Below are 23,829 nucleotides of genomic sequence, written 5' to 3' on the forward strand. Positions count from 1 at the left end.
TTCAAACGCGCTCGATGATGCGCTCGCCGAACAAACCTTGGGGTCTGAACAGGAGCACAACCAGTGCAAGCATGTATGCAAACCAGGATTCGGTGTTCCCGCCGAGCAGTGGCTGCCCCCAATAGATCTCGAATAGTTTCTCAAGAATCCCGATCATCAGCCCACCAATGATCGCGCCGCTGACGGATTCGAGACCGCCAAGCATCAGAACCGGCAGCGCCTTGAGCGCGATGACCTCGAGTGCGAATGAAACGCCTGCTCGTGCACCCCAGACAATGCCCGTTGCAAGTGCAATCATCCCGGCGATGAACCAGACCAGAACCCAGATGGTCGACAGCGAAATGCCAACCGACAGCGCGGCTTGGTGGTCATCACCAAGCGCACGGATCGCTCGCCCCATCTTCGACTTGTTGAGAAAGAGAAGGAGGCAGGCGACCAGCACCACAGCACCCACGACCGCCGTGATATCGCGCTGCTCGATCATCACCAGCCCGCCAAACGGCTCAAAGATGTAGCTGCCCGTCGGGATCCCGAGCTCTTCAGTGATCATGCGCTTGTTCTCGCCGCCGAAGATCGTCTCGCCGAGACCGATCAGGAACAGCGTGATGCCGATCGTTGCCATGAAAAGTATGATGTCGGGCTGGTTGACCAACGGGCGCAACACGATCCGCTCAATTCCCACCGCGAGCAAAAACATCACGCCAAGCGTCAGAGGCAGCGCGAGCCAGGCCGGCACCCCCTTCTGGTGCAACCCAACCAGCGTCAGCGCCGCAAACACCACCATGATGCCTTGCGCAAAATTGAAGATGCGGGACGATTTGAAGATGAGAACGAAGCCCAGCGCGATCAGCGCATAAAGAACGCCCGACACGATCCCCTCCCACAACACCTGCAAGAGAAAATCAGGGGCTTCGACCATATCCTGAAACGGCTTGATGAGGATGGGGTGGATGAAGTCCATCAATGTGCCACTCCCAGATAGGCGTCGATCACGGCCTGGTTATTTTTGACCTCATCGGGCACGCCATCGGCGATCTTCTTGCCGTAATCGAGCACAACCACACGGTCGGACAGGTCCATCACCACGCCCATATCGTGTTCGATCAAGGCGATGGTAGTGCCCCTTTGCTGGTTCACGTCGATGATGAACCGGCTCATGTCTTCCTTTTCTTCCAGATTCATACCCGCCATGGGCTCGTCGAGGAGGAGAAGCGACGGCTCCATGGCGAGCGCTCGCCCAAGCTCGACCCGCTTTTGTAGCCCGTAGGGCAGTTTGCCCACCGGCGTCCGCCGGATATGCTCAATCTCGAGAAAGTCGATGATTTCCTCGACCTTCTTTCGATGTTCGATTTCTTCGCGCAATGCGGGCCCGTGCCAAAGCATCTGCCAAAGGATGTTGCGCTTCATCAGCACCGAACGTCCGGCCATGATGTTTTCCAGCGTTGTCATTCCCTTGAACAGCGCGACGTTCTGGAAGGTGCGGGCAATACCCTGCTTCACCGCGTGATGGGGCTTCATCGCCCGGCGCCGCTGACCGCGAAACGTGATCACCCCCACCTGCGGCGTATAAAAGCCGTTGATCACGTTGAGCATGGACGTCTTGCCCGCGCCGTTCGGGCCGATGATCGCCCTGATTTCCCCTTTGCGAATGTCGAAGGAGATATCGGTAATGGCCTTCACGCCGCCAAACGATAGCGAGACATTATCCGCCATGAGGAGGACGTCCCCCTTGGCGATGCCATCGTCGGCACCCGAAAACTCAGCCGACGACGGATGTGGGTTCATTCTGCTGCCTCTCTCACTGGCTTGCTCGGTGCACTGCCAAAAGTGTTCGCCTCAGCGATCCGCACCGTGGCACTGATGCGCCCCTTGCGCCCGTCTTCGAATGTCACTTCGGTGGAAACGAACTTTTCGCTCGAGCCATCGTACAAAGCTTCGATCAACTCACCGTAGCGCTCAGCGATAAATGACCGTCGTACCTTCTGGGTGCGTGTCAGCTCGCCGTCATCAGCATCGAGTTCCTTGTGCAGGATAAGGAAGCGCTTGATTTGCGCACCCGCCATCGCAGCTTCTTGCGACAGGCGCCTGTTTGTCTCATCGACATTCTTGGCGATCATCTCGTAGACGCGAGGATGCCCGGCCAGCTCTTGATAGGACGCGTAAGCGATATTGTTACGCTCGGCCCAGTTTCCCACAGCAGTCAGGTCGACGTTGATGAATACGGCCGCATGGTCTCGCCCATCGCCGAAAGCCACCGCTTCCTTGATGTTGGGGAAGAATTTCAGCATGTTCTCGATGTATTTCGGCGCAAACAAAGAGCCGTCCCGCAGCTTGCCGACATCCTTCGCCCGGTCGATGATCTTGAGCTGCCCATCAGCGTCGAAGAACCCGGCGTCTCTGGTCTTCACATAACCGTCCGCGGTCATCGCTTCGGTCGTCTTGTCATCTTCCTTGTAATAGCCCGCGAACATGCCCGGCGAGCGGAACAAGACTTCGCCATTGTCGCTGATGCGAATATCGACGTTGGGAGCGGGCGGGCCGACCGTATCCGATCTGACCTGACCGTCCTTCTGGCAGGTCACATAAAGAAACGCTTCTGTCTGACCATAAAGCTGCTTGAGATTGATGCCGAGGGATCGGAAGAAGGAGAACAGATCCGCGCCAATCGCCTCCCCCGCAGTGTAGGCAACGCGGATTTTCGACATTCCCAGAACGTTCTTGAGCGGACCGTAGAGAAGCACCTCCCCGAGGGCGTAGGCAACACGCCCCGAAAGCGGAACGGGGCGCTTTTCGAGGATCGCCTCGCCGTGCTTTCGAGCCACATCGATGAAAGTGCGGAACAGCCATTTTTTGAAGCGCCCGGCATCCTCCATTCGGATTGTCACGCTGGTCAGCAGGCTCTCGAAGACCCGCGGAGGAGCGAAATAATAGGTCGGGCCAATCTCACGTAAATCTTGGGGGACCGTCTGCTGGCTTTCAGGGCAATTCATGCAGAAGCCTGCAACATAGCCCTGCGCGTAGTTCAGATAGTGGTCTCCCACCCAGGCAAGCGGCAGATAGGCAAGGACGCTATCGTTTTCCGTGAGTTTGTCGAACCGGGCAGTGTCGATAGCAGCATTCACAGCCGCCGCGGCCTTGATCATCACCCCCTTCGAACGACCGGTCGTGCCGGAGGTGTAGAGCATGATCGAGACGTCCTCACCGCTGCCGGTTCGGACCATTTTCTCCCATGCTGAGGCTGCCGAGGCATCCTTGTCGATCAGGGTCCGTCCCCGCGCCTGTATCCGCAAAGTCATGAAGCGCTTCCGAGCGATAGCCCTCTAACCCGCGTTTTTCATCATAAATGATGTCGGTCAGCGCGGGCATACGCTCAGCGAAGGAAAGCAGCTTGTCGACCTGCTCCTGATCCTGCACGACTGCAAAACGAACGCCCGCGTGATCAAGGACATAGGACATCTCCTCGGCCACCGCGTCTGCGTAAAAGGGAACCGGGATGCCGCCGAGGGACTGAACAGCCGTGAACGTCCAATAAAGGCGCGGTCGGTTGGCGCCAACAACTGCCACCTTGTCTCCGTGCTCGAACCCCAGATTGAGCAACCCAAGGGCGAAGGCGCGAATTTCTTCCAGTTGTTGTTGCCAGGTCCAGCTTTGCCAGATGCCATAGTCCTTATGGCGCATGGCAGGCCGACTGCCAAAATGCTCCGCATTGCGGAGCAGGTATTTCGGAAACGTATCGAGTGCGCTCGCGGATTGCGCCAACTCGTTCCTCCTCCAGACAGACGCTCAACTGCGTCCCGATTCCTTCCAAGCCCTCCCGCCTGACTGGAACCTGTCATCTCATGCAGAATTCCACGAAATAACTTGCCGACGCAACACCCCGCTTGACAGACGTGTTCCCAAATTGTCTGTTCAATGGGCGCACTTGTAGGTGCGTTGCTCTCCAGAGTTCTACGAATATTTGCGGCGTGCGCTTGCGATCACGCGCCGTAGCTGACGAGAGCTTTGATGTTGAGCGGCGTAATCCGCCCATGCTCAACCCTCACCAGCCCCTCCTCTTCAAGTTCCTGCAGGCTGCGGTTCACCACCTGCCGCGACACCCCTACAAGCAGCCCGAGTTCTTCCTGGCTGATCTCGAGCGCCGGTCCCGCATTTGGGTACAAAACCTTGTTGAAGAACCACGAAAGGTTCCGTGCCACCCGCGCTTTCGGTACAAGGATGCGGTCGTATTCAATTGTGGCAATGAACTGGCCCATGCGCTCGTTCAGCTGGCGCACGAGAAACCGGTTAAAGCCGGTGGAGTTTTCGTAGAGCCACATGAAGGTCGAGCGTTGCATCATCGCAAGGCGCGTGTCGCGGATGGCAACGAGATCGTACTTGCGCGGCTCGTCCTTCAAGACAGACCCCTTGCCAACCCAGGCACCGTCGGCGGCACCGGCAAAGGTCATCGCCTTGCCCTCCCGGGAAATGGCGCTGATCTTCACGAGGCCGCTCAGGACGCCGGTCCAGTAGTCCAGCCGGTCGTCCTTGTGGCAGATATAGGCGCCCTTCGCGTATCTGCGCTCAATGAGCCCGCGAGCGGCGCGCTCCAGCTCTTCATCTGTGAGCTCTACGGACCAGATGCATGATCTGGCGATTTCTTCGCGAGCCTTCATCTGACCTCGGAACGGCAGCCTCGTCCATACCCGGACAGGTTAGGACGCGTTGTGTGCTTGTGACAAGAAGTCAGGCGGCGTACTGAGCCGTCGGAAGAATGGTCAGCGGGCGTGGCTCTCCCGGCATCGTCTCGCCAAACATCAGCCTCTGCTCCATCGGCGTCGAGCGGAAAAACGGGAACCGGGCAAAAGATCGGGTGCGGATCGCGTTGACGTCTGCCTGATAGAGCACAACCTGATAGTTGAGCCCCGGATAGTCGCGTAGGGCACCAATCTGTTCGGAGTGGTAGATCCGTCGGTAGAACCCTCCGTGGTCGGGCCGGATGGTCGAGAGGCAGTACGGCGTGGCAAAATGCATGCACGCCATGCCAGCCAGCCGCAGCGTGATGTAAGGTATCTGCGGGAACGCCTTCGTCCAATCCGGATCCGCCGCAAAACGGCTAGGATCGATGAACGTTTCGCCAGCGTCGACCCGTGGCATCAGAATGTCCGGATAGACGATGGTGGATGGGGACCTCGCCGCCTCCGCGCTCACGTGATGCAGGCGCAACGTGCTCACGAGCACGCCATCAATGTAAACGCCGAAACGGTGGCAATTCTGCTGATCGTCGAGGTCGTCGTAGATCTGGCTGTGTTGGTTATCGCCAACCATTTCAGTACGACGGTAAGCTTTGTAGCGAAGGCGATAAATATCCTCGAGATCCTCGCCACTTTCACATCTTCTGTATTCTGTACGCTCCAGCGCAGAGAAGATGTTTGCGACGAAAGCAGACCTACCGGCTGTCGCTGGCCGCTCACTTGCTACTGCTCCTCGCAGCGCCGTCACGTTACTCGACATGACTTCCCCCGCATCCATATCCCACCGCAGCGGAAGTTAATGGAACCCTGACGTGAGTAAACACGAAAATACCGATGACGCCGTTAACCCTCCATTAAGGTTAACAATTCGTTAACGCAGGAGGTGCCGCCAGCTCACGGCAGGATCGTTCTTAGCTGGTACAGCTGGCGACCGAAGCGCGTATCTGGTGGGCGAAGGGCCAAGTCGTATTGTACATCGTGGCAATGCCAGATGCCGTCAGTGCAGACCCAAAAAGGAAGCCTTGTACAAGGTCCGGCTTTACCTCAAGCGCAAGCAGCTTCAGCTGCTCGAAGGTCTCGACGCCCTCAATAGCAACTTCAAGACCAAGGGGACGTGAGAGGTTGACGATCCCGCGCAGCAGATCGAGCGACCTGCGGTTTCGGGTCACGTCCTGAACGAAGGAGCGGTCGATCTTCACCTTGTCCAACGGAAGCGTGTGGAGATAGCTGAGGCTCGAGTAGCCGGTTCCAAAGTCATCGAGGGCGACCCGAACCCCAAGCCGCTTCATTTCTTCGATGTATTTGCGTGTACTGGATTTGTCATCCAGCAGGGCCGTTTCCGTGACCTCGACCTCCAAGCGGCATGGCTCGAGACCTGAAACCGCCAACGCGCGGGAAACCGTCGCAATGATGGCTTCCGATCGGAAATCCTTGGCCGAGAGGTTGACCGACACTCCGACGGGCTTCGGCCAGTTCATGCACTCTGCTGTCGCGCTTTCCAGCATGAAGATGCTGATCTCGGAAATGATGCCCATCTCTTCGGCGAGCGGAATGAAAACCGCCGGCGAGATGGGGCCTAGCTCCGGATGATCCCAGCGGCACAGGGCTTCGCAATTGGAAATCCGCATCGTTCTCATCGACACGATCGGCTGATAGACTACACGTAGCCGCCTTGCCTCAACGGCCTCGCGCAGGTCTGCCTTGAGCAATTGTTTGTTGCGGAAGGCCTGATCCATCACGGTCTCGAAAAGCTGCCAGCCATTCTTGCCGGTCTCTTTGGCCTTGTAGAGCGCGAGATCTGCCTTGACGATCATCGCATCTACATCCGCGCCCTTTACCAGGGTGAGCAGCGCACCGGCGCTCGCCTGGACACGCAACAAATGACCTGCGACGTCAACATCGCCCTTCAGATCAATAAATAACTGGTCGAGCATCTCGCGGAAGCTCTCCGCACTGTCGACCTGATCGAAGTAGATCATGAATTCGTCGCCGCCGAAGCGGCTGATGATGACGTCCTGACTTGCAAAAGGCGCAAGCCGCTCACCGACCGCATAGATCAGGCCGTCTCCGACAGGGTGCCCCAGCGTGTCGTTGACGCTCTTGAAATCATCGAGGTCGAACACGACGAGCGCAACCCGACGCGCGGGATCGCCAGATGTAATGCGCTCGCTGACCAGCTCATGAAAATATGCGCGATTTGGAAGGCCGGTAAGGCTGTCAAACCGGGCCATGTGGCGAATTCGCTCTTCTGCGGCGATGCGCGCGGTCACTTCCTCGAAGGTAAGGACACGCAGTTCGTCCTGCGCCTCGCGGGCAGAGAACTCGAAATATCGGCCATCCTTGAGCTGGAGGAGTACCTTGCGGTCCTTGCCCTCCCGCAGCGCCCGTGTGAGCTGAGCCTCGGCAAAACGAGCGTCATTGCGGCTTAGCATTCCACCGGCCACGCCCCGCATCAGAAGGCCGCGCAAGGTGCGTCCCAAAATTAGGTTCTGGTCACCGGAGCCCATCAGCGCAGCAGCTTCGGCGTTCGCGACCACCACTTTTCCATCAGGGCTCAGCATGATCAGGCCTGACGTCATCGTGTTCAGCGCCTTGTCGAAACGCTGCGCCAACCGGTTTGCTGTTTTCTCCGCCTGAACTGCCGAGAACAGCACCTCGCGCACATTGTCAGCGAAAGTCCGTATCGCGAAAAAGAACGGGATCGAAAGAAGGCCAAGGATGAAATGGTAGATATCGCCGCGAAAAAGAAACGCGAGTGAAATCGGCCAGGTCATCGTCGTTAGGAAGATCATCACCATTCTCGGCGACCCGTAATTGCGTCCTGCAATGGAGGTCGCCGAAGCAAGCGTCACGCAAAGAGCAGCGATTTCACCGAACGTGTCCGGTGCCCAATAGATCGTAAGAAAGCAGAAAAGACCCAGCAGGAAGCCGTGAAGCGCCCCGTAGACAATATAGGTCCGCTCCCACTCATTCGCTTCTTCCAGCGTCGTCGGCGCCGGCTTTTGAGAGTATTCCCGGACACTCCGAAGTCTTACCGCAGCGACGACCGCAAGAGAGATCGCTAAGAGGAGATAGATATTGTTGCCGGAATCCACATAGACGAGGCCGACGAGAAGCAATTGTGCGGCGAATCCAATCGCCAGCGTAACGCAGTCTCGAAACAGCGTCTGCACAAACGGTATGTATATGTCGAGCGGAAGCTCGTCGTTCTTCTTGCTTGGCATACCGGGAAACCATATGAACTATCAGGATGCCAGCGCCGCCTTAAAAAAGGCTTATGAAAGAATGGCGTGCATCATTCTGCTGCTACCAGTACCGGATCAGCTTGCAGCTTTTTCAGACGCGCAAGCAAACGATGACGTTCAGCCGCGGCCTTGCTGGCATTGCTCTCCTTTACATGGCCGTACCCCCTGATCATCATCGGGACGCTTGCCAACGCAGTTGCTGCGTCGAGATTTGCAACCGAGAGCCTTGCTGCGATAAGGGACAGGTCAGCCTCGAATTCACGGAGCAATCTTCGCTCCATTCTGCGCTCGGCTGTATAGGCAAAAAGGTCTAATGGGGTTCCCCGCAGCCGACGCATCGCTGCCAGAACCGAGAATGCTTTCATCATCCATGGCCCGAAACGGGATTTGCGCGGCCGCCCGTCCGTGTGCCTGCGGCCGAGGATCGGCGGGGCGAGGTGAAACTCAAGCCGGGACCAATCTTCGAATTGCTCCGCCAGCTTCCTTTGGAAGGTTCCGTCGGTGTAAAGACGGGCAACCTCGTATTCATCCTTGATCGCCATGAGCTTGAACAGGCTCTTGGCAACCGCCTCACTCACAACGCTCGAGCCAGGGCATGCACGCTCCTCGGCGATCCGAATCGCCGCTACCTTCTCCCGATATCTGTCCGCGTAAGCTTCGTTCTGGTAAGCGGCCAGAAAATGCGCGCGCCGCTCGATCAGCTGCTCCAACGTCTCGGCCTGCGGCTCGTCCGGCCGCTCCTTGCCCTGATCGCCGATCATCTTCTGCACGAAGGCGGGATCATGTGCGGCCCGGCGACCCCAGCGGAACGCGTTGATGTTCATTTTCACCGCCTGGCCGTTCAGCTCGATCGCGTGCTCAATTGCCGCTGCGTTCAACGGCAGACCGCCATGCTGAAATGCGAAGCCGAGCATCATCATGTTCGCAGCCATGGAATTGCCGAACAGGACCGACGCCGCCTTGCTTGCATCGAAGAAATGCGCACGCTCCTCCCCCACTGCTTCCTTGATCGCCTTCTTCAGGCGCTCACTCGGGAGGGAAAAGTCCGCGTTCCTGGTGAACTCGCCCGGCATGATCTCCGCCGTGTTGGCCACAAAAAGCGTCTCCCCCTGGCGCGCTGCCGTGAGGATTTTCTTGTTGCCGGAAACAACGAGGTCACAGCCCAATATGAGGTCGGCCTTTCCTGCTGAAACTCGGATCGCATGGATGTGCTCGGGTGTCTGTCCGATGCGGATGTGACTGAAGACAGCGCCGCCTTTTTGGGCCAGACCGGCCATGTCAATGATGCCGCAGCCCTTGCCTTCCAGATGAGCGGCCATGCCAATAATGGCTCCAATGGTCACGACGCCGGTGCCGCCGATACCATCAACAATGCCGGCCCACCCGTGCCCCTTGACCCGACCGCCTGTCGGCTCTGGAACGCCGTCGAGCGGATTGATCTGGCCTGCAAGGCCGGTGCTGCGTCGAAGCTTGGCACCGTGGACCGTCACAAAGGATGGGCAAAAACCGTTCACACAGGAAAAATCTTTGTTGCAGGAGGATTGGTCGATGCGTCGCTTGCGCCCGAATTCCGTTTCAACCGGCTGAACTGAGACGCAGTTGGAAGCGACGCTGCAATCGCCGCACCCTTCGCAGACGAGCTCGTTGATGAACACCCGCTTGTCCGGATCAGGGAAGGTGCCGATTTTGCGCCTTCGGCGTTTTTCGGCAGCGCATGTCTGATCGTACAGCAAGACCGAGACACCCTTCACGTCACGCAATTCGCGCTGGACAGCGTCAAGATCATCCCGATGGTGGATGGTCGTCCCGCTCGGGAAGCTTACCTCGCCAGAATATTTGTCAGGTTCATCACTGACCACCGCGATCCGTTCAACGCCTTCGGCGCGGATCTGCGCCGCCATCATCTCCAGCGTAAGATTGCCTTCGTGAGGCTGCCCGCCGGTCATGGCCACCGCGTCGTTGTAGAGCAGTTTGTAGGTGATGTTCGCGCCGCTCGCGAGCGCAAAACGAAGAGCCAGCGAGCCGGAATGATTGTAGGTGCCATCCCCAAGATTCTGGAAAATGTGATCGCGCGTAGAGAAAGGTGCCTGGCCAACCCACTGTGCGCCCTCCCCACCCATCGCGGTAAAGCCATAGGTTGAACGGTCCATCCACAAGGCCATGAAGTGGCAACCGATCCCGGCATTTGCGATGGATCCGTCAGGGACCTTGGTCGAAGAATTATGCGGACAGCCTGAGCAGAAATGCGGAATACGCGCAGCCACATCCGTGGTTCCGGCCAGCATGGCCTGAAATTGCTTCAACCGCGACACCCGCGCGGCCACCTCTTCCGAGTGGCCGAGAACCCTCAGCACGCGTTCACCAATCGCGATGGCGATGTCGTTGGGGTCCAGCGCGCCCGCAGCCTGAAACAAGGTCGAGCCCCGCTCGTCGTTCTTGCCAATGATCTGCGGCTGGCTCGGCTTGCCGTAAAGCGCCTCGCGAAGCTGCGCTTCGATCAGCGATCGTTTCTCCTCGACGACCACGATCATATCAAGGCCCTGCGCGAATTCGGCGATGTGCTCGTAATCCAGCGGCCATGGGCAAGCCACCTTGAACAGCCTCAGGCCGATCTTGTCCGCAACGATCTCGTCAATCCCGATATCATCAAGCGCCTGGCGCACGTCCAAATAGCTCTTTCCAACCGTGATGATGCCAAGCTTCGGATTGCTGCCGCCTGAATAAATGGTACGGTTGAGACCATTCGCCTGGATGAACGCGCTGACCGCAGCCCTCTTGTAGTTATGAAGGCGAGCTTCCTGACCGATCTGGTCAAGCTCGTTGCGAATGTTCAACCCGCCGGGCGGCAAGTCGATCTCTGGGTAGACGATGTCCAACCGATCAAGTGAAACATCGACTGATGCGGTCGATTCGATGTTGTCCTTGACGCACTTGATGGCCGACCAGGTGCCGGAGAAACGCGAGAGCGCGTAACCGTAAAGTCCGTAGTCGATCAGCTCCTGCACGCCGGCCGGGTGAAAAACCGGCATCATCACGTCGACAAAGGCGTATTCGGTGGCATGGGCATTGGTGGAGGATTCGGCTGTATGGTCGTCCCCCATCAAGACGAGCACGCCGCCACGGGGCGATGAACCCGCCAGGTTGCCATGCCGGAACACGTCCCCCGAGCGATCAACGCCAGGCCCCTTGCCATACCAAAGGGCGAAGACGCCGTCGTACTTGCCCTCGCCCAGCAATTCGGCCTGCTGGGTGCCCCAACAGGCTGTGGCGGCGAGTTCCTCGTTCAAGCCCGGCTGGAAGACGATATCGGATTCTTCAAGCTGCCGCTTGGCCTTCCATAATTGCTGGTCGAGCCCGCCCAGCGGGGATCCGCGATAACCTGAAACGAACCCCGCAGTTGAGAGGCCCGCAGCCCGGTCGCGCTCCCGCTGCATCATCAGCATGCGAACAACCGCCTGCGCACCTGATATGAAGATGCGCGTCTTCGACAGATCATATTTGTCGTTGAGCGACACATCGTGCAGCGTCATCAGCAGCCTCCTGAGGGGCGATCGTCCCACGTGACAGACCGCCTTTGGTCAGTCTTCCCGACAGGCATGGTTCCGTCAAACTAATTTGTGGTTGCGCTTTTCAATCCTGCAGGTTGAATGATATCCGCAATTTGTCGGATCTTCTGAATCAAAACAGAAACGTGGAAGATTTGACTGATGCTCTTTTAGGGGAGCGTCGGAGGAGGAGCGCCGCGCTGCGGCTTATTAAAGAAGTGGTTCGAAGGATGAACCCATGAATATACTTGCTGCTGTCATTCGCGGGATAGGCGCGGTGAACAAGCTGATCGGGAACGTATTTGCCTGGCTGGCGCCGCTCATGGTGATTATCTGCTTCATCGTCGTCGTTCAGCGCTACGTGCTGGGGACCACCACTTTGTGGATGCAGGACCTCTACGTCTGGCTGAACGGCGCAATGTTCACCGCCGTTGCCGGCTTTGCGCTTTTTCGAGACGACCACGTACGGGTCGATATCTTCTATCGTCCGGCGAACGTTCGTACGAAGGCGATCATCGACCTGATCGGTGTCATCTTCTTCCTTTTGCCCTTCTGCTGGATCGTCACCCGCTACAGCTGGAACTACATTGCCCGCTCATGGAAGTTGTTTGAGGCGTCCAGCAATGTGGGGGGGATGCCAGGGCTTTTCATTCTCAAGAGCTTCATTCTTGTTTTCGTCGCCTTGATTGCTTTGCAGGGGATCGCCTGGGCGCTCCGCTCGATCCTGGTGCTCAAGGGGCAGGAGGGACTTCTGCCCAAAGAATACCGCTATCCGGCGCATCAGGAGTAACTGCAGATGGATACTGTGCTTATCGGCGAGATACTCGCCGGCCTGATGTTCTTTGGCATCATCGGCTTCCTCTTGCTCGGCTTTCCGGTGGCATTCTCGCTTGCTGGCGTGTCACTCGGCTTCGGTCTCGTCGGAATGTATTTCGGCGTCTTCGACCCTTCCAATTTCGGCTCGCTCGCAAACCGCTATATCGGTTTCATGACCAATGAGGTGCTGGTCGCAGTCCCGCTCTTCATCTTCATGGGAGTTGTGCTGGAGCGATCAAGGATCGCCGAACAATTGCTCGTCACCATGGGCAAGCTTTTCGGCAACATGAGCGGTGGCCTTGGAATTTCGGTGATCATCGTCGGCGCATTGCTGGCCGCGTCCACAGGAGTGGTCGGCGCAACCGTCGTTACCATGGGCTTGATTTCTTTGCCGGCGATGCTGCGTTCGGGCTACGATCCACGCCTCGCCTGTGGCGTTATTTGCGCATCAGGCACGCTTGGGCAGATCGTTCCACCTTCGACCGTGCTCATCTTCATGGGCGACATGCTGACGGGCATCAACGCCCAGGTGCAGATGGCCAAAGGCAACTTTGCGCCCGTACCCGTATCGGTTGGCGACCTCTTTGCAGGCGCTCTGATCCCGTCCATCCTTCTGGTGCTGCTTTACCTGTCCTGGGTGATCTTCAAGGCGATCTTCGACCCGAAATCGTGCCCCGCCACTCCGATCCCGCCGGAGGAGAAGCAAGGCCTGATGCGCGAGATCGTCACCGCACTCATTCCGCCGCTGCTCCTGATCGTTGCTGTGCTGGGCTCAATCCTTGGCGGCATTGCAACGCCGACTGAGGCATCGTCAGTAGGCGCCGTCGGCGCGATGGTGCTGGCTGCATTCCGCGGACGCCTTAATTTTTCAGTCTTGCGTGAGGCCACGCTGTCCACGGCATCGATTACATCGATGGTCTTCATCATTCTCTTTGGCGCATCGGTGTTTTCCATTGTTTTCCGGCTGACGGGTGGCGAGAACCTGGTCCATGAGTTCCTGACGAACCTTCCTGGCGGCGTTGGCGCTGCCATCCTGGTCGTCATGCTCCTGATGTTCCTGCTGGGGTTCATTCTCGACACTTTCGAGATCATCTTCATCGTGGTGCCCATTACTGCACCCGTCTTGCTGAACCTTGGAGTGGACCCGGTCTGGCTCGGCGTGATGATCAGCGTGAACCTGCAGACATCATTCATGACGCCGCCGTTCGGCTTTGCGCTCTTCTATCTGCGCGGCGTCGCGCCGAACAGCGTGTCGACGGGGATGATCTATCGCGGCATCATCCCGTTTGTCGTGCTTCAGGTGCTTGCTGTGTTCCTGATCTATTCGTTCCCCTCGCTGGCCACCTGGCTGCCGCGATGGATTTATAGCTGATCACAGCCGGATTCGATGATAAGGGTCCCGGCAGCGCCACGCTGCCGGTATCTGCTTAGAAGGAACAGAATAGTGAGCCTTGCGTACGAGGGACGGGCCGACACCATGCAAGACGCGCTGAGGCGCGCAGCAAACATGCCCGGCCCCCACATTACTCTGCGCGAGATTCTGGCCACCATCGGCGACCATGGGCCGCTTATCTTGTGCGCTGTGCTGTCGGTGCCTTTCCTGTTGCCTGTCTCAATCCCCGGCGTCAGCACGGTGTTCGGACTGGCAATCCTGCTGCTCGGACTTGGCATCACGCTCAACCGGATGCCTTGGCTGCCCCGGCAAATCATGGACCGGAAGATCAATGCGGCCAAGCTCAGCGGTGTTCTGGCGCGCGGCATCGATATTGTCGCTCGAATTGAAACGGCGATCCGGCCGCGGCTGGGGCTTCTTACCCAGGGTACCGTCGCCGGCCGCGTCAACGGTCTCGCTATTGTAGCGGGTGCAGTTTTGTTGATGCTGCCGCTCGGCCTTGTGCCGTTTTCCAATACGCTGCCAGCCTGCGCGATCATGCTTTTGTGCATAGGAATGACGCAGCGTGACGGAGCGCTGGTACTGGGTGGCTACGCGATGCTGATCGCGACAGTCGCATATTTCTCAGTTCTCGCCTATGCGGCGATGGCGGCTGGGCGCGGGTTAGCCACTTTGCTGGGATCTGGCTGACAAGAAAAGGCCCGGAAAATTCCGGGCCTTTGCAATTGATGTTGCCTTAGAGGCTGAAATACTTTTCACGCGCCTGCAGGAATGGGATGTCGGTGTTCTTTGTGCGTTCACGCAGGAGATTGAAGCCGGCGATATAGCTCTCGACCATTTCCTTAGTTAGCGCATCTCCGCCTTCCCGCAGTTCAGTGAGGATCTCCTTTGCTGCGTTGGCACCCGCCTCCAGAATTTCTTCCGGGAACTGCAGAGCCTTGACCCCATGGTCGTTCACGAGCGTGCGGAGCGCCCGGGGATCGTTCGCGTAAAAGTCGGAAGCCATCTCGTCATATTCCGCCTGACAGACCATTTTGATGATTTCCTGCAGGTCTGACGGTAGCTCATCATACAAGTCTTGCCTGACAACCAGTTCCGTCGCTGCACCAGATTCAACAAAACTCGAAACGTAGTAGTTCTTGGTGATCTGGTAATAGCCAAGTGCGAGATCGTTGTAGGGTCCGACGAATTCGACGGCATCGAGTGTACCGGACTGCAGAGCCTGGAACGTATCGCCGGCAGCCATGTTGGTGACGCTCGCTCCAAGCTTTTGCCAGACCTGTCCGCCGAGGCCGGGCGTACGGAAGCGCAGACCCTGGAGGTCGGACAGGCCCGTCAATTCATTGCGGAACCAGCCGCCTGTCTGGGTTCCGGTATCACCCGACAGGAATGCACGAACGCCGAACTGATCATAGATCTTGTCCCAGACCTCCTGACCGCCGAGATAGCGGATCCAGGTGGAGAGCTCGCGCGAGCTCATCCCGAACGGGACGCCGGTGATAAAATTCAGGCCCTGGCTCTTGTTCTGCCAGTAATAAGGCGTCGCATGGCACATTTCGGCATTGCCATCGATGACCGCATCGAGGGCCTGGAGTGCCGGGACGAGTTCCCCTGCCGAATAGACCTGAATGGTAAGACGCCCGTCGGATGCCGCCGTGATACGGTCCGCGAGGCGCTGCGCTCCGACGCCCAGCCCTGGAAAGTTCTTGGGCCAGGACGTAACCATGCGCCAGGTCCTCTTATCCTGTGCGATGGCAGGTGCCGCAAGAGTTGTAGCTGCAGCCACGCCGGCACCGGCTACACTGGCCTTCTTCAAGAACGAGCGACGATCCATTGATTCCTCCCGAAAGATTGTCGGTATTCGATTTCTGATAGGAGTTGCGAGGGTGGATTCTGGTGGATTGTCCCCCTCCCCAAGCTATCCGAGCGTATCAATACACGCCGCAGATCATGTGTCCAGCGCTCGCATTCTTGCATTCTCAAGCACAAAGGACGAGAGTTACTGAGAAGATCTTACGAGCCTCCCGCCCCTACAAGCGCTTGGAAAGGTTCACGATCCGCATTAGATGTATCGTCCTGTCAGGAATGTCCGGAACCCATCATGCGCCAACCTCTCGTCGCCGTATCGACCGACCTAAGGCATTTTGAGAATTACACGTGGCATGCCGCGCCACATCAATATCTCGATGCAGCAATATCGGTCGCAGGCGTGTTTCCCGTCCTCGTTCCCTCGTTCGGTGATCAACTGGACTTCGACACTCTGCTTGAGGGTGTCGATGGCGTCCTGCTCACGGGCTCAAAGTCCAACGTCCATCCCTCACTCTATGGTGGCGCCGCCTCCGAGGAGAATGGTCCATACGATGAAGCGCGCGACGCCACGTCGATCCCTCTCATCCGCAAGGCGATCGAGCGTGGGGTGCCGCTTCTCGCCATCTGCCGGGGCATCCAGGAAATGAACGTCGCCCTCGGCGGTACCCTCGCTTGCGAGATTCAGGAAAAAGAGGGCAATTGGGACCACCGGGCACCTGTCAGTGATGATCAGGACGTCCGTTTTTCAATTCGCCAACGTGTCGAGATCAAGCCGGGAAGCTGCCTGGCAGGCGTGTTCGGTGAGGGCGAAATTTTGATCAACTCGGTCCACCGACAAGCGGTCGATGTGTTGGGCGAGCGTCTTCAGGTCGAGGCGGTCGCACCTGATGGCACCGTCGAGGCGGTGTCGGTGATCGGGAGCCGCGCCTTCGCTGTCGGCGTTCAATGGCACCCCGAATATTGGGTAAAGAGCGACGATGCGTCTGCACGCCTGTTCCGGGCGTTCGGAGATGCGGTGCGAGAGCATTCTCAGGCTCGAATGCACCGCATTGCAGCGGAGTAATTAGAGCGCAAAAAGCGCCAGCATTGGATCACGCGGCGCGAAAGACTCAAGAGCGGCACCGTCACCGGCCGTAAATTCGGCAAGTATGGTACCGCTCGCATTTAGGAACGCCACCGAACCGTCATCGCGATCAACCCACCACTTCACCTTGCCGAGCGCGGGCATCTGCCGTTCGCAGGCAGGGGTCAGGGTGAGATCCTTCCTCGGACCATCCCCGTTCGCGGTTACGACACAACCGTTGTTCACACCACCTGCAAGAACTTGGAAGCGCTCACTGGCAGTGGCATCGGCGCTGATCGACGAGACCGTCACAGGATCAACGCCCGGTGTCGGATTAAGAAAACCTTGCTGATACACAAAGGCGGCAGTGATAGCCGCTGCGAAAGCGTAGACGACCTTCATGGTAGTCCCTCGATTGGCCCATACGAGCGAACCAGATTACCGCTCGTATGGTTAATCAATGCCTAATATCAGCGCGGCCTAATACACTCAACCTTTCGGGTTGAGATGTTCGGTCTCAGGGGTAGGCGTGATTGCGCTGCCCTTCCCGAACCACGCCAGCAGGTTGTCGGCAACAAGGTCCGCCATTGCCTGTCGCGTATGAATGGTTCCGGAGCCGACATGCGGCAGGAGCGATGCGTTCTCCAGTTTGAGAAGGCTCTCCGGAACATTCGGCTCGTCAGCGAAGACGTCGAGGCCGGCCGCCATGATCGTCCCCTCCTCGAGTGCCTTTGCAAGAGCTTGCTCATCAACCGTTGAGCCACGGCCGATATTGACGAAGACACCGTCCGATCCTAGTGCCGCGAGCACCTCCGCGTTGACTGCCTTGTCCGTGGAAGCCCCGCCCGGAGCAATTGAAACCAGCGTATCGACAGCAGCCGCGAGTTCGACCAGGCTCGGATAGTAGGTGTAGTTCACGCCCTCGACAGGACGGCGATTGTAGTAGCTGATCGGAAGACCGAACGCTTCAAGACGGCGGGCAATCGCCTGGCCGATGCGTCCAAGTCCGAAGATGCCGACCTTGCGGCCGCGCAGTGTGCCGCGGGTCAGCGGATAATCGCCAACCGATTTCCACTTGCCCTCGCGCAGCCAGGCCTCCGCCTTGGGAAGTTCGCGGACGGTATTGAGGAGCAGCCCCAGCGCAGTATCGGCGACCTCTTCGGTCAGAACGTCTGGGGTGTTGGTGACCACAACGCCCTTCTTTCCAGCGTGAACTGCGTCGACATGGTTATAGCCGACACCGAAGCTGGAGATGATCTCGAGGTTCGGAAACGCGTCGATGTAAGCGGCGTCAATCGGATAGCTCGCTACCGTTGAGACGGCGAGTGCCCGCACCTGCGCCCTCTCTTCCTCGGTCAGCAAGGAAGCGTCCGGACGTTCGCAGGTAAGAACCTTGAATGAGCCGTTGATGCGCTCCTGAGCATGCGGATGCAGCTTCACGGGGATCAGGACGGTGATGTCTTGTGTATCGGCCAAGTTGCCGGCTCCTTGCTAATAGGTCGGGATGGTGTCTGAGCCTACGCAGCAGGGAGCTGGCGAGCAACCCTGCCGCACGGCCAAGGTGTTATCGCTCTACCGGTTTCCCGGTCGACTGTCGTATGTGCAACTCTGGCCTGATCAACTCCTGACCGCCATGCACTTCAACACCGTTGAGACGGTCGAGGAGCGTTCGCGCCGCGCGCCGTCCGACCTCCCTTTGTCCATTCCATACGGTGGTGAGAGCCGGAGTGGCGATTGCCGCCTCCTCAAGGTCATCGTAGCCAGTCACCGAGATATCAACGCCTGGAGTGAGGCCAGCGCGGAAGATGCCGTTCATAAGTCCGATCGCGACAAGGTCGTTCCAGCAGACAGCGGCGGTCGGCTTGTCTTTATGTGCCAGAAATTGCTGCGAGGCCTCAAAACCCGCCTGCTTGGTGCGAGGGCCCGGAATCCGCCAGTCCGGTCGCACTTCCAGTCCCGCGTTTTCCATGGCGTTGAGATAGCCCTGATATCGGTCACGCCCTGTCGAGGTCTGGTCGGTACCGCCGATCATCACGATCCGCCGATGCCCAAGCGAGATAAGATGGTTGGTCGCCAGTGCCGTCCCGAACGTGTCATCTCCGCGGAAAACAGGCACGTCAGCTCCCGGCACCGAACGCGCAATGAGCACCGCCGGCAGCCCGTTTTCCTCCAGCATCCTGATGTCATCGCTTGGAGTTCCGATGGCCGGCGACATGATGACACCGTCAGCTCCCAGCTGCAGCAAGGTGTCGAGGAAGGTGCGTTGTTTGTCGACCTTGTCGTAGTGATTGGACAAGAGAAAAGTTTGCCGGCTCCGGTCGAGCTCGCTTTCGATCGAACGCAGGATTTCAGCGAAGAACGGGTTCATGATGTCGTGCACGACGACGCCGACGATCCCCGAACGGGACGTCCGCAAGGACGCAGCACGGCGATTGTAGATGTAGCCGATCTCCCGCGCGTACTCCTTGATACGGTCGCGCGTGGAATCGGCCACCAACGGACTGTCGCGCAGCGCCAGGGAAACGGTCGCCGTCGAAACGCCGAGCGCTTCAGCGATCGTCGACAGCTTGATCTTCTGTGCCAGGAAACCCCTCCGAGAGACAGTCATGATGCTTTAAACTGTTTAGGCTTGGTTATGCCATTCCCGGCCGCCAGATCAAAGCCTTTTCGCCAGATCATCCGCCTCGCAACCGGGACTTGTACGACCGCGCACCCGCAGACGATGTTCCCGGTGGATGATGTAGAGGCCTGAGCAGACAATGATCGCGGCTCCACCGAGCGTCCATAGATCTGGCAGGTCCGCGAAAACCACCCAGCCCAGCGCGATCATCCACAGCATCTGAGAATACGGGTAAGGCGCGAGCGCCGAGGTCGACGCAAGCTTGTAGGCTTTGATCAACAGCCAGTGGCCATATCCGCCCAACGCACCGACCATAAACAGGAGTATCCACTGCATGGCATCAGCCGGCATGGAACCGTACAGGGGAACGGCCGGGAAAATCAGGATTGTTGGGGCTAGCGCTGAATAAAAAATCAGGCTTTCCGTGGTTTCGGTTGCGCCCATCTTGCGCGTCATCAGCACATAGAAGCTGTAACTCAGCATCGATCCGATCGAGAACAGATGGCCGACGCCAAATGTCCCGAAACCCGGTCGCGTGATCACCAAAACGCCGACGAAACCAACCAACACGGCCACCCAGCGCCGCCATCCGACGGTCTCGCCAAGAAGAGGCCCGGCCAGCGCGGTGATGATCATAGGCGCGAAAAAATAGATGGAGATGGTCTCAGCCAATTGCAGTGTCTGCAGGGCCAGAAAGTTGAAAATCGTCGACCCGAACAGGAAAATCCCGCGCAGGACGTGCGCCGGTTTATTGACGGCCCTGTAGAGCGCCGGGTTGGCCCAGCCGCGAAATAGGATCAGGACGAGCACCAGGTGGACGGCAAATCGCATCCACGCCACGAATGGCGCGGCCATCCCGTTCATCACCAGATATTTGGCGCTTGCGTCCAGAAACGAAAAAAGAAAACACGCCGAAAGAACAATCAGGATTGCAGAGGCGGGCGTTGCCGTCTCGATTTCGGAATGTTTGGGATTCAATTTGCTCGGCCGCGGTCAATGATCGTGTTCACGACCATTCGGACAAGCGCACACACGACGCAAGGGAAATCTTCAAGCGTCCTCGGTGAGCTCCTCATCCTGATCTTCTGTGAGCTCAGGCAATTCGGTATCCGAAAGATTCGCCTCAATCCGGGTCAGGAATTTCCAGAGCGTCTTCAACTCTTTCTTCTCAAATCCTTTAAGAGCGAGTTTTTCGCTTTTCCGAACAGCCTTCTCGATCGCATCGATGGTAGCGCGGCCGTCATCAGTCAGAAACACATTGGACTGGCGCGCATCGACATCAGACGCCCGTTTCTCGACATAGCCCTGCGTTTGCAGACGGTTGATCGTCTTGGTCACGGTCGGCGGGCGCACACCAAGGCGAGCGGCAAGCTGGCCGGGTGTCAGCCCATCCTCGCGGTTGAGGACGATCATGACCTTGTCTTGACCGGCATAGAACCCATGCCCCAGGAGGCGAGCTGCCAGCGCCGTTCTCGACAGGCGCGCTGCCGAATTGAGCTTGGCCATCACCGCCGATTTGTCTGCCTTCGCCATAAGTGCCTCTTTCACTTCGTGGGGATTGCCCATTTGCTGCGCCAGGCGCTAGCTTGCCCCTCACATCCCCATCGCAGAGCCAAATAACAGAAACATGACAGCCAACGAAGTAAGTGGCAGCTATCCGGAAATAGCGGTTCTGCCTCTCGGCGCAACTGAGCAGCACGGCCCTCACCTGCCTTTCGAGACGGACACGATCATCGCCGAGGGTATGGTCGCTCGCGTTCAAGCACTGTTGCGGACAGATCTGAACGTGATTTTTCTGCCAGTGGAACCGGTCGGATACTCTCCAGAGCACATGGATGTTGCCGGTTCGAGAACCCTTGCCTTTGATGAGGCTATCAACCGGTGGATCGGCATTGGCGCGGATCTCGCTACGCGCGGCATCCGGCGATTGGTCTTTTTGAACGCGCATGGCGGCAATTCTCCGCTGATGACCATTGTTGCGACGGAACTTCGCGTACAGCACGCCATGCTTGCCGTCGCCTCAAGCTGGACCCGCTTCGGTTATCCGGCCAAGTGGGTGTCGCCCCACGAAAAGGCCCTTGGCATTCATGGCGGCTTCATCGAAACGAGCGTCATGCTAGCGCTGCGGCCGGACCTCGTTGACATGGGCAAGGCTCGCGACTTTCCATCCGCCCAGACCGGCTTCGAAGCTGACTTCAAGCACCTAGGTGCCTATGGCCCGCACGCCTTTGGCTGGAAGATGAGCGACCTTTCACCGCAAGGCGTTGTCGGCAATGCCGCCGCAGCCAGCGCCGAGGCAGGAAATGAACTTTTGGACCATGCCGCCAAAGGGTTCGTTGAGCTATTGCTGGACGTGTCCCGCTTTGATGTGGGGACGCTTCGCTAGGCAGGTGCAAACCCAAACCGAGCATCCTATATGCACAGCAACACCAAATTCAGCCCAGAGGCCAGGACATGACGCAGGCGCAAATTCCGGTGACGGTGCTCACCGGCTATCTAGGCTCCGGCAAGACCACCCTTTTGAACCGCATCCTCACCGAGGACCATGGCAAGCGCTATGCCGTCATCGTCAATGAGTTTGGTGAAATCGGCATCGACAATGATCTGATCGTAGAATCCGACGAGGAAATCTACGAGATGAACAATGGCTGCATCTGCTGCACGGTGCGCGGTGACCTGATCCGAACCGTTGAGGGCCTGATGCGCCGTCCGGGCCGTTTCGATGCGATCCTCGTCGAGACGACCGGCCTTGCCGATCCTGCACCGGTGGCGCAAACCTTCTTCATGGACGAGGATGTGCGCTCGAAGACGAAGCTTGATGCGGTCGTTGCGCTGGTCGACGCCAAGCACCTTCCCCTGCGCCTGAAGGACTCCAAGGAAGCTGAGGATCAGATCGCATTCGCGGACGTGGTCATTCTCAACAAGACTGACCTCGTCAGTGAGGAAGAGCTTCGTGACGTCGAAGCTGCAGTGCGCGCCATCAACCCGGCGGCACGGATCCACAAGACCCAGCGCTCCGCGGTTCCGTTGACCGAGGTGCTCGACCGTGGTGCGTTCGACCTCTCACGCGCTCTGGAGAACGACCCACATTTCCTTGATGCGGACGACCACGATCATGATCATGTCTGCGGTCCTGATTGCGATCATGATCATCATCACCACCACGATCATGGACATCACCATCATCACGGCGTTTCACCCATCCACGACGTCGGCGTGACCTCGATCTCGCTGCGCGGCGGTGATGTGGATCCGAAGAAATTCTTCCCCTGGCTTGAGAAGACCACGCAGATGGACGGTCCCAACATCCTGCGTCTGAAGGGGATCATCGCAATTAAGGATGACCCGGATCGCTACGTTGTCCAGGGCGTTCACATGATCCTTGAGGGCGATCATCAGCGCCCGTGGAAAGCGGAAGAGAAGCGTGAAACGCGTCTGGTATTCATCGGCCGCGAACTCGACGCCGAGCGTTTAAAGCGCACATTTGAGGCCTGCCAGGCCTCCTGAAGCTGACAAATGCTGCGATACCGGGCTCTTGAGCGCGCCCGGTATCTTTACCTGCCGCGCTTGCGCACGTATTTCGTGCCCACGATGAGTGCGCTCACTGCGCTGCAATCTAAGGAATACTGATCCGTGCCAACTGTCGCCCCTCTCGATCTCGACGGACACTGCATTTCTGCCTGCTGGCTGGATGGCCTGCCCTTCTTCGCTCTTGCAGATGGCCAGGTGCACCGGCTCGACAACGGCCACAAGACGATCGAGGCGCATGACGGTCTTCTTTGCGCAGCAGTTGCGCTGGATGAAAAGTCCATGCTCACCGGCGGCGAGGACGGTCGCGTCTGCTCGATAGCTGCGGATGGAAGTGTCACCGAAATTGCAAATCTCGGCCGCAAATGGGTGAATACCGTGGCGACAGGGCCGCGTGGTGCAATCGCTTTTGGTGCAGGCCGGGCTGCGCATGTGCGCCTTCCTGACGGCACGATCAACGATTTCCAGCATCAGCGATCCGTCGAGGGCATTGCTTTTGCCCCCAAGGGCCTGCGCATCGCCGTAGCGCGTTATAACGGCGCGACGCTTCATTTCCCGGCAGCTGCCGGCAAGCCGGTCGAGCTTGAATGGGCCGGCGCGCACGCGGCGGCAACCTTCTCGCCGGACGGAAATTTCCTGGTGACCACCATGCAGGAAAACGCACTGCATGGCTGGAAGCTTTCCGATGGCAAGCACATGCGCATGGCTGGCTATCCGGCCAAGGTGAAAAGCCTGTCATGGAGTGCAAAAGGCCGCTGGCTCGCCAGTTCCGGAGCCCCTGCAGCCATCGTGTGGCCCTTCCAGACGAAAGACGGGCCGATCGGCAAGGCACCGCTGGAACTGGGTACACGCGCCGACACCATGGTGACTGCCGTTGCTTTCCACACAACGGACGAGATCCTCGCCATCGGTTATGCCGACGGAATGGTGATGGCAGCTCGTGTCGCCGACCAGAAGGAAATTCTCCTGCGTCGGCCGGGCAAAGGCGCGATCACCTCGATGAGCTGGGATGGCGAGGGCCGCCGCATCGCTTTCGGCACCGAAGCAGGCGATTGCGGTGTCATCGACGTTGCTGGCTAG

Annotated in this window: 19 protein-coding genes and 1 pseudogene; 7 read left to right on the forward strand and 13 right to left on the reverse strand. The window is 58.4% G+C overall.

Annotated features, from left to right (window positions below; all coding sequences use genetic code 11):
* Position 1: 1 nt before the first annotated feature.
* The 7 genes and pseudogenes from IOD40_RS17510 to IOD40_RS17540 form a co-directional block, all read right to left on the reverse strand.
* Entirely contained in the window at positions 2–961 is a 960-nt protein-coding gene (locus tag IOD40_RS17510; protein WP_198477999.1) for a branched-chain amino acid ABC transporter permease, read from the reverse strand.
* Positions 961–1,785, reverse strand: coding sequence for an ABC transporter ATP-binding protein (locus IOD40_RS17515; protein ID WP_198478000.1), 825 nt, complete (start codon positions 1,783–1,785; stop codon positions 961–963). The genes IOD40_RS17510 and IOD40_RS17515 overlap by 1 nt, the downstream gene beginning before the upstream one ends.
* Positions 1,782–3,678: pseudogene (locus IOD40_RS17520) on the reverse strand (AMP-binding protein). Before IOD40_RS17520 ends, IOD40_RS17515 begins: the two are co-directional and overlap by 4 nt.
* A 299-nt stretch (positions 3,679–3,977) precedes the next feature.
* Complete coding sequence (locus IOD40_RS17525) at positions 3,978–4,652, reverse strand: Crp/Fnr family transcriptional regulator (RefSeq protein WP_198478001.1); 675 nt, start codon at positions 4,650–4,652, stop codon at positions 3,978–3,980.
* Between the two features lie 70 nt (positions 4,653–4,722).
* Positions 4,723–5,490 carry an N-acyl amino acid synthase FeeM domain-containing protein gene (locus tag IOD40_RS17530; RefSeq protein ID WP_198478002.1) on the reverse strand — a complete coding sequence of 256 codons (768 nt, stop codon included), beginning with the start codon at positions 5,488–5,490 and terminating at the stop codon, positions 4,723–4,725.
* Between the two features lie 151 nt (positions 5,491–5,641).
* The gene (locus IOD40_RS17535; RefSeq protein ID WP_198478003.1) at positions 5,642–7,954 is read right to left on the reverse strand and encodes a putative bifunctional diguanylate cyclase/phosphodiesterase; all 2,313 of its coding nucleotides are present in this window, start codon (positions 7,952–7,954) and stop codon (positions 5,642–5,644) included.
* Positions 7,955–8,025: 71 nt separating this feature from the next.
* Complete coding sequence (locus IOD40_RS17540; RefSeq protein ID WP_198478004.1) at positions 8,026–11,505, reverse strand: indolepyruvate ferredoxin oxidoreductase family protein; 3,480 nt, start codon at positions 11,503–11,505, stop codon at positions 8,026–8,028.
* Positions 11,506–11,758: 253 nt separating this feature from the next.
* On the opposite strand from IOD40_RS17540, the gene IOD40_RS17545 reads away from it, so the two are divergent.
* The 3 genes from IOD40_RS17545 (at position 11,759) to IOD40_RS17555 (ending at position 14,419) form a co-directional block, all read left to right on the forward strand.
* Complete coding sequence (locus IOD40_RS17545) at positions 11,759–12,310, forward strand: TRAP transporter small permease subunit (RefSeq protein ID WP_198478005.1); 552 nt, start codon at positions 11,759–11,761, stop codon at positions 12,308–12,310.
* Between the two features lie 6 nt (positions 12,311–12,316).
* Positions 12,317–13,708 carry a TRAP transporter large permease gene (locus IOD40_RS17550; protein WP_198478006.1) on the forward strand — a complete coding sequence of 464 codons (1,392 nt, stop codon included), beginning with the start codon at positions 12,317–12,319 and terminating at the stop codon, positions 13,706–13,708.
* Positions 13,709–13,780: 72 nt separating this feature from the next.
* The gene (locus IOD40_RS17555; RefSeq protein WP_325099767.1) at positions 13,781–14,419 is read left to right on the forward strand and encodes an exopolysaccharide biosynthesis protein; all 639 of its coding nucleotides are present in this window, start codon (positions 13,781–13,783) and stop codon (positions 14,417–14,419) included.
* A gap of 46 nt (positions 14,420–14,465) precedes the next feature.
* Here IOD40_RS17555 and IOD40_RS17560 read toward each other — a convergent pair whose 3' ends face one another.
* Entirely contained in the window at positions 14,466–15,563 is a 1,098-nt protein-coding gene (locus IOD40_RS17560; RefSeq protein WP_198478007.1) for a TRAP transporter substrate-binding protein, read from the reverse strand.
* A 267-nt stretch (positions 15,564–15,830) separates the two neighbouring features.
* Between IOD40_RS17560 and IOD40_RS17565 the strand changes: the two genes are divergently transcribed.
* Positions 15,831–16,601 carry a gamma-glutamyl-gamma-aminobutyrate hydrolase family protein gene (locus tag IOD40_RS17565; RefSeq protein ID WP_198478008.1) on the forward strand — a complete coding sequence of 257 codons (771 nt, stop codon included), beginning with the start codon at positions 15,831–15,833 and terminating at the stop codon, positions 16,599–16,601.
* Here IOD40_RS17565 and IOD40_RS17570 read toward each other — a convergent pair whose 3' ends face one another.
* The 5 genes from IOD40_RS17570 to IOD40_RS17590 form a co-directional block, all read right to left on the reverse strand.
* Complete coding sequence (locus tag IOD40_RS17570) at positions 16,602–17,003, reverse strand: hypothetical protein (RefSeq protein WP_198478009.1); 402 nt, start codon at positions 17,001–17,003, stop codon at positions 16,602–16,604. It lies immediately after the preceding gene.
* A gap of 87 nt (positions 17,004–17,090) precedes the next feature.
* A complete protein-coding gene (locus IOD40_RS17575; protein ID WP_198478010.1) occupies positions 17,091–18,077 on the reverse strand; it encodes a 2-hydroxyacid dehydrogenase in 987 nt (328 codons plus the stop codon).
* 88 nt (positions 18,078–18,165) lie between these two features.
* On the reverse strand, positions 18,166–19,185 hold the full coding sequence (locus IOD40_RS17580) for a LacI family DNA-binding transcriptional regulator (protein ID WP_198478049.1): 1,020 nt from the start codon (positions 19,183–19,185) through the stop codon (positions 18,166–18,168).
* A 72-nt stretch (positions 19,186–19,257) separates the two neighbouring features.
* Positions 19,258–20,199, reverse strand: a complete 942-nt coding sequence (locus IOD40_RS17585) for a DMT family transporter (protein WP_210336966.1) — start codon at positions 20,197–20,199, stop codon at positions 19,258–19,260.
* A 72-nt stretch (positions 20,200–20,271) separates the two neighbouring features.
* Complete coding sequence (locus IOD40_RS17590) at positions 20,272–20,754, reverse strand: MarR family winged helix-turn-helix transcriptional regulator (protein ID WP_198478011.1); 483 nt, start codon at positions 20,752–20,754, stop codon at positions 20,272–20,274.
* Between the two features lie 94 nt (positions 20,755–20,848).
* Between IOD40_RS17590 and IOD40_RS17595 the strand changes: the two genes are divergently transcribed.
* The 3 genes from IOD40_RS17595 to IOD40_RS17605 all read left to right on the forward strand — a co-directional run bounded on the left by IOD40_RS17595 (position 20,849) and on the right by IOD40_RS17605 (position 23,829).
* Positions 20,849–21,607, forward strand: coding sequence for a creatininase family protein (locus IOD40_RS17595; RefSeq protein WP_198478012.1), 759 nt, complete (start codon positions 20,849–20,851; stop codon positions 21,605–21,607).
* Positions 21,608–21,675: 68 nt separating this feature from the next.
* Positions 21,676–22,728, forward strand: coding sequence for a CobW family GTP-binding protein (locus IOD40_RS17600; RefSeq protein WP_198478013.1), 1,053 nt, complete (start codon positions 21,676–21,678; stop codon positions 22,726–22,728).
* Between the two features lie 126 nt (positions 22,729–22,854).
* A complete protein-coding gene (locus tag IOD40_RS17605) occupies positions 22,855–23,829 on the forward strand; it encodes a WD40 repeat domain-containing protein (protein WP_198478014.1) in 975 nt (324 codons plus the stop codon).

The organism is Aquamicrobium zhengzhouense, from assembly GCF_016124105.1.
GTDB classification, from domain to species: Bacteria; Pseudomonadota; Alphaproteobacteria; order Rhizobiales; family Rhizobiaceae; genus Aerobium; species Aerobium zhengzhouense.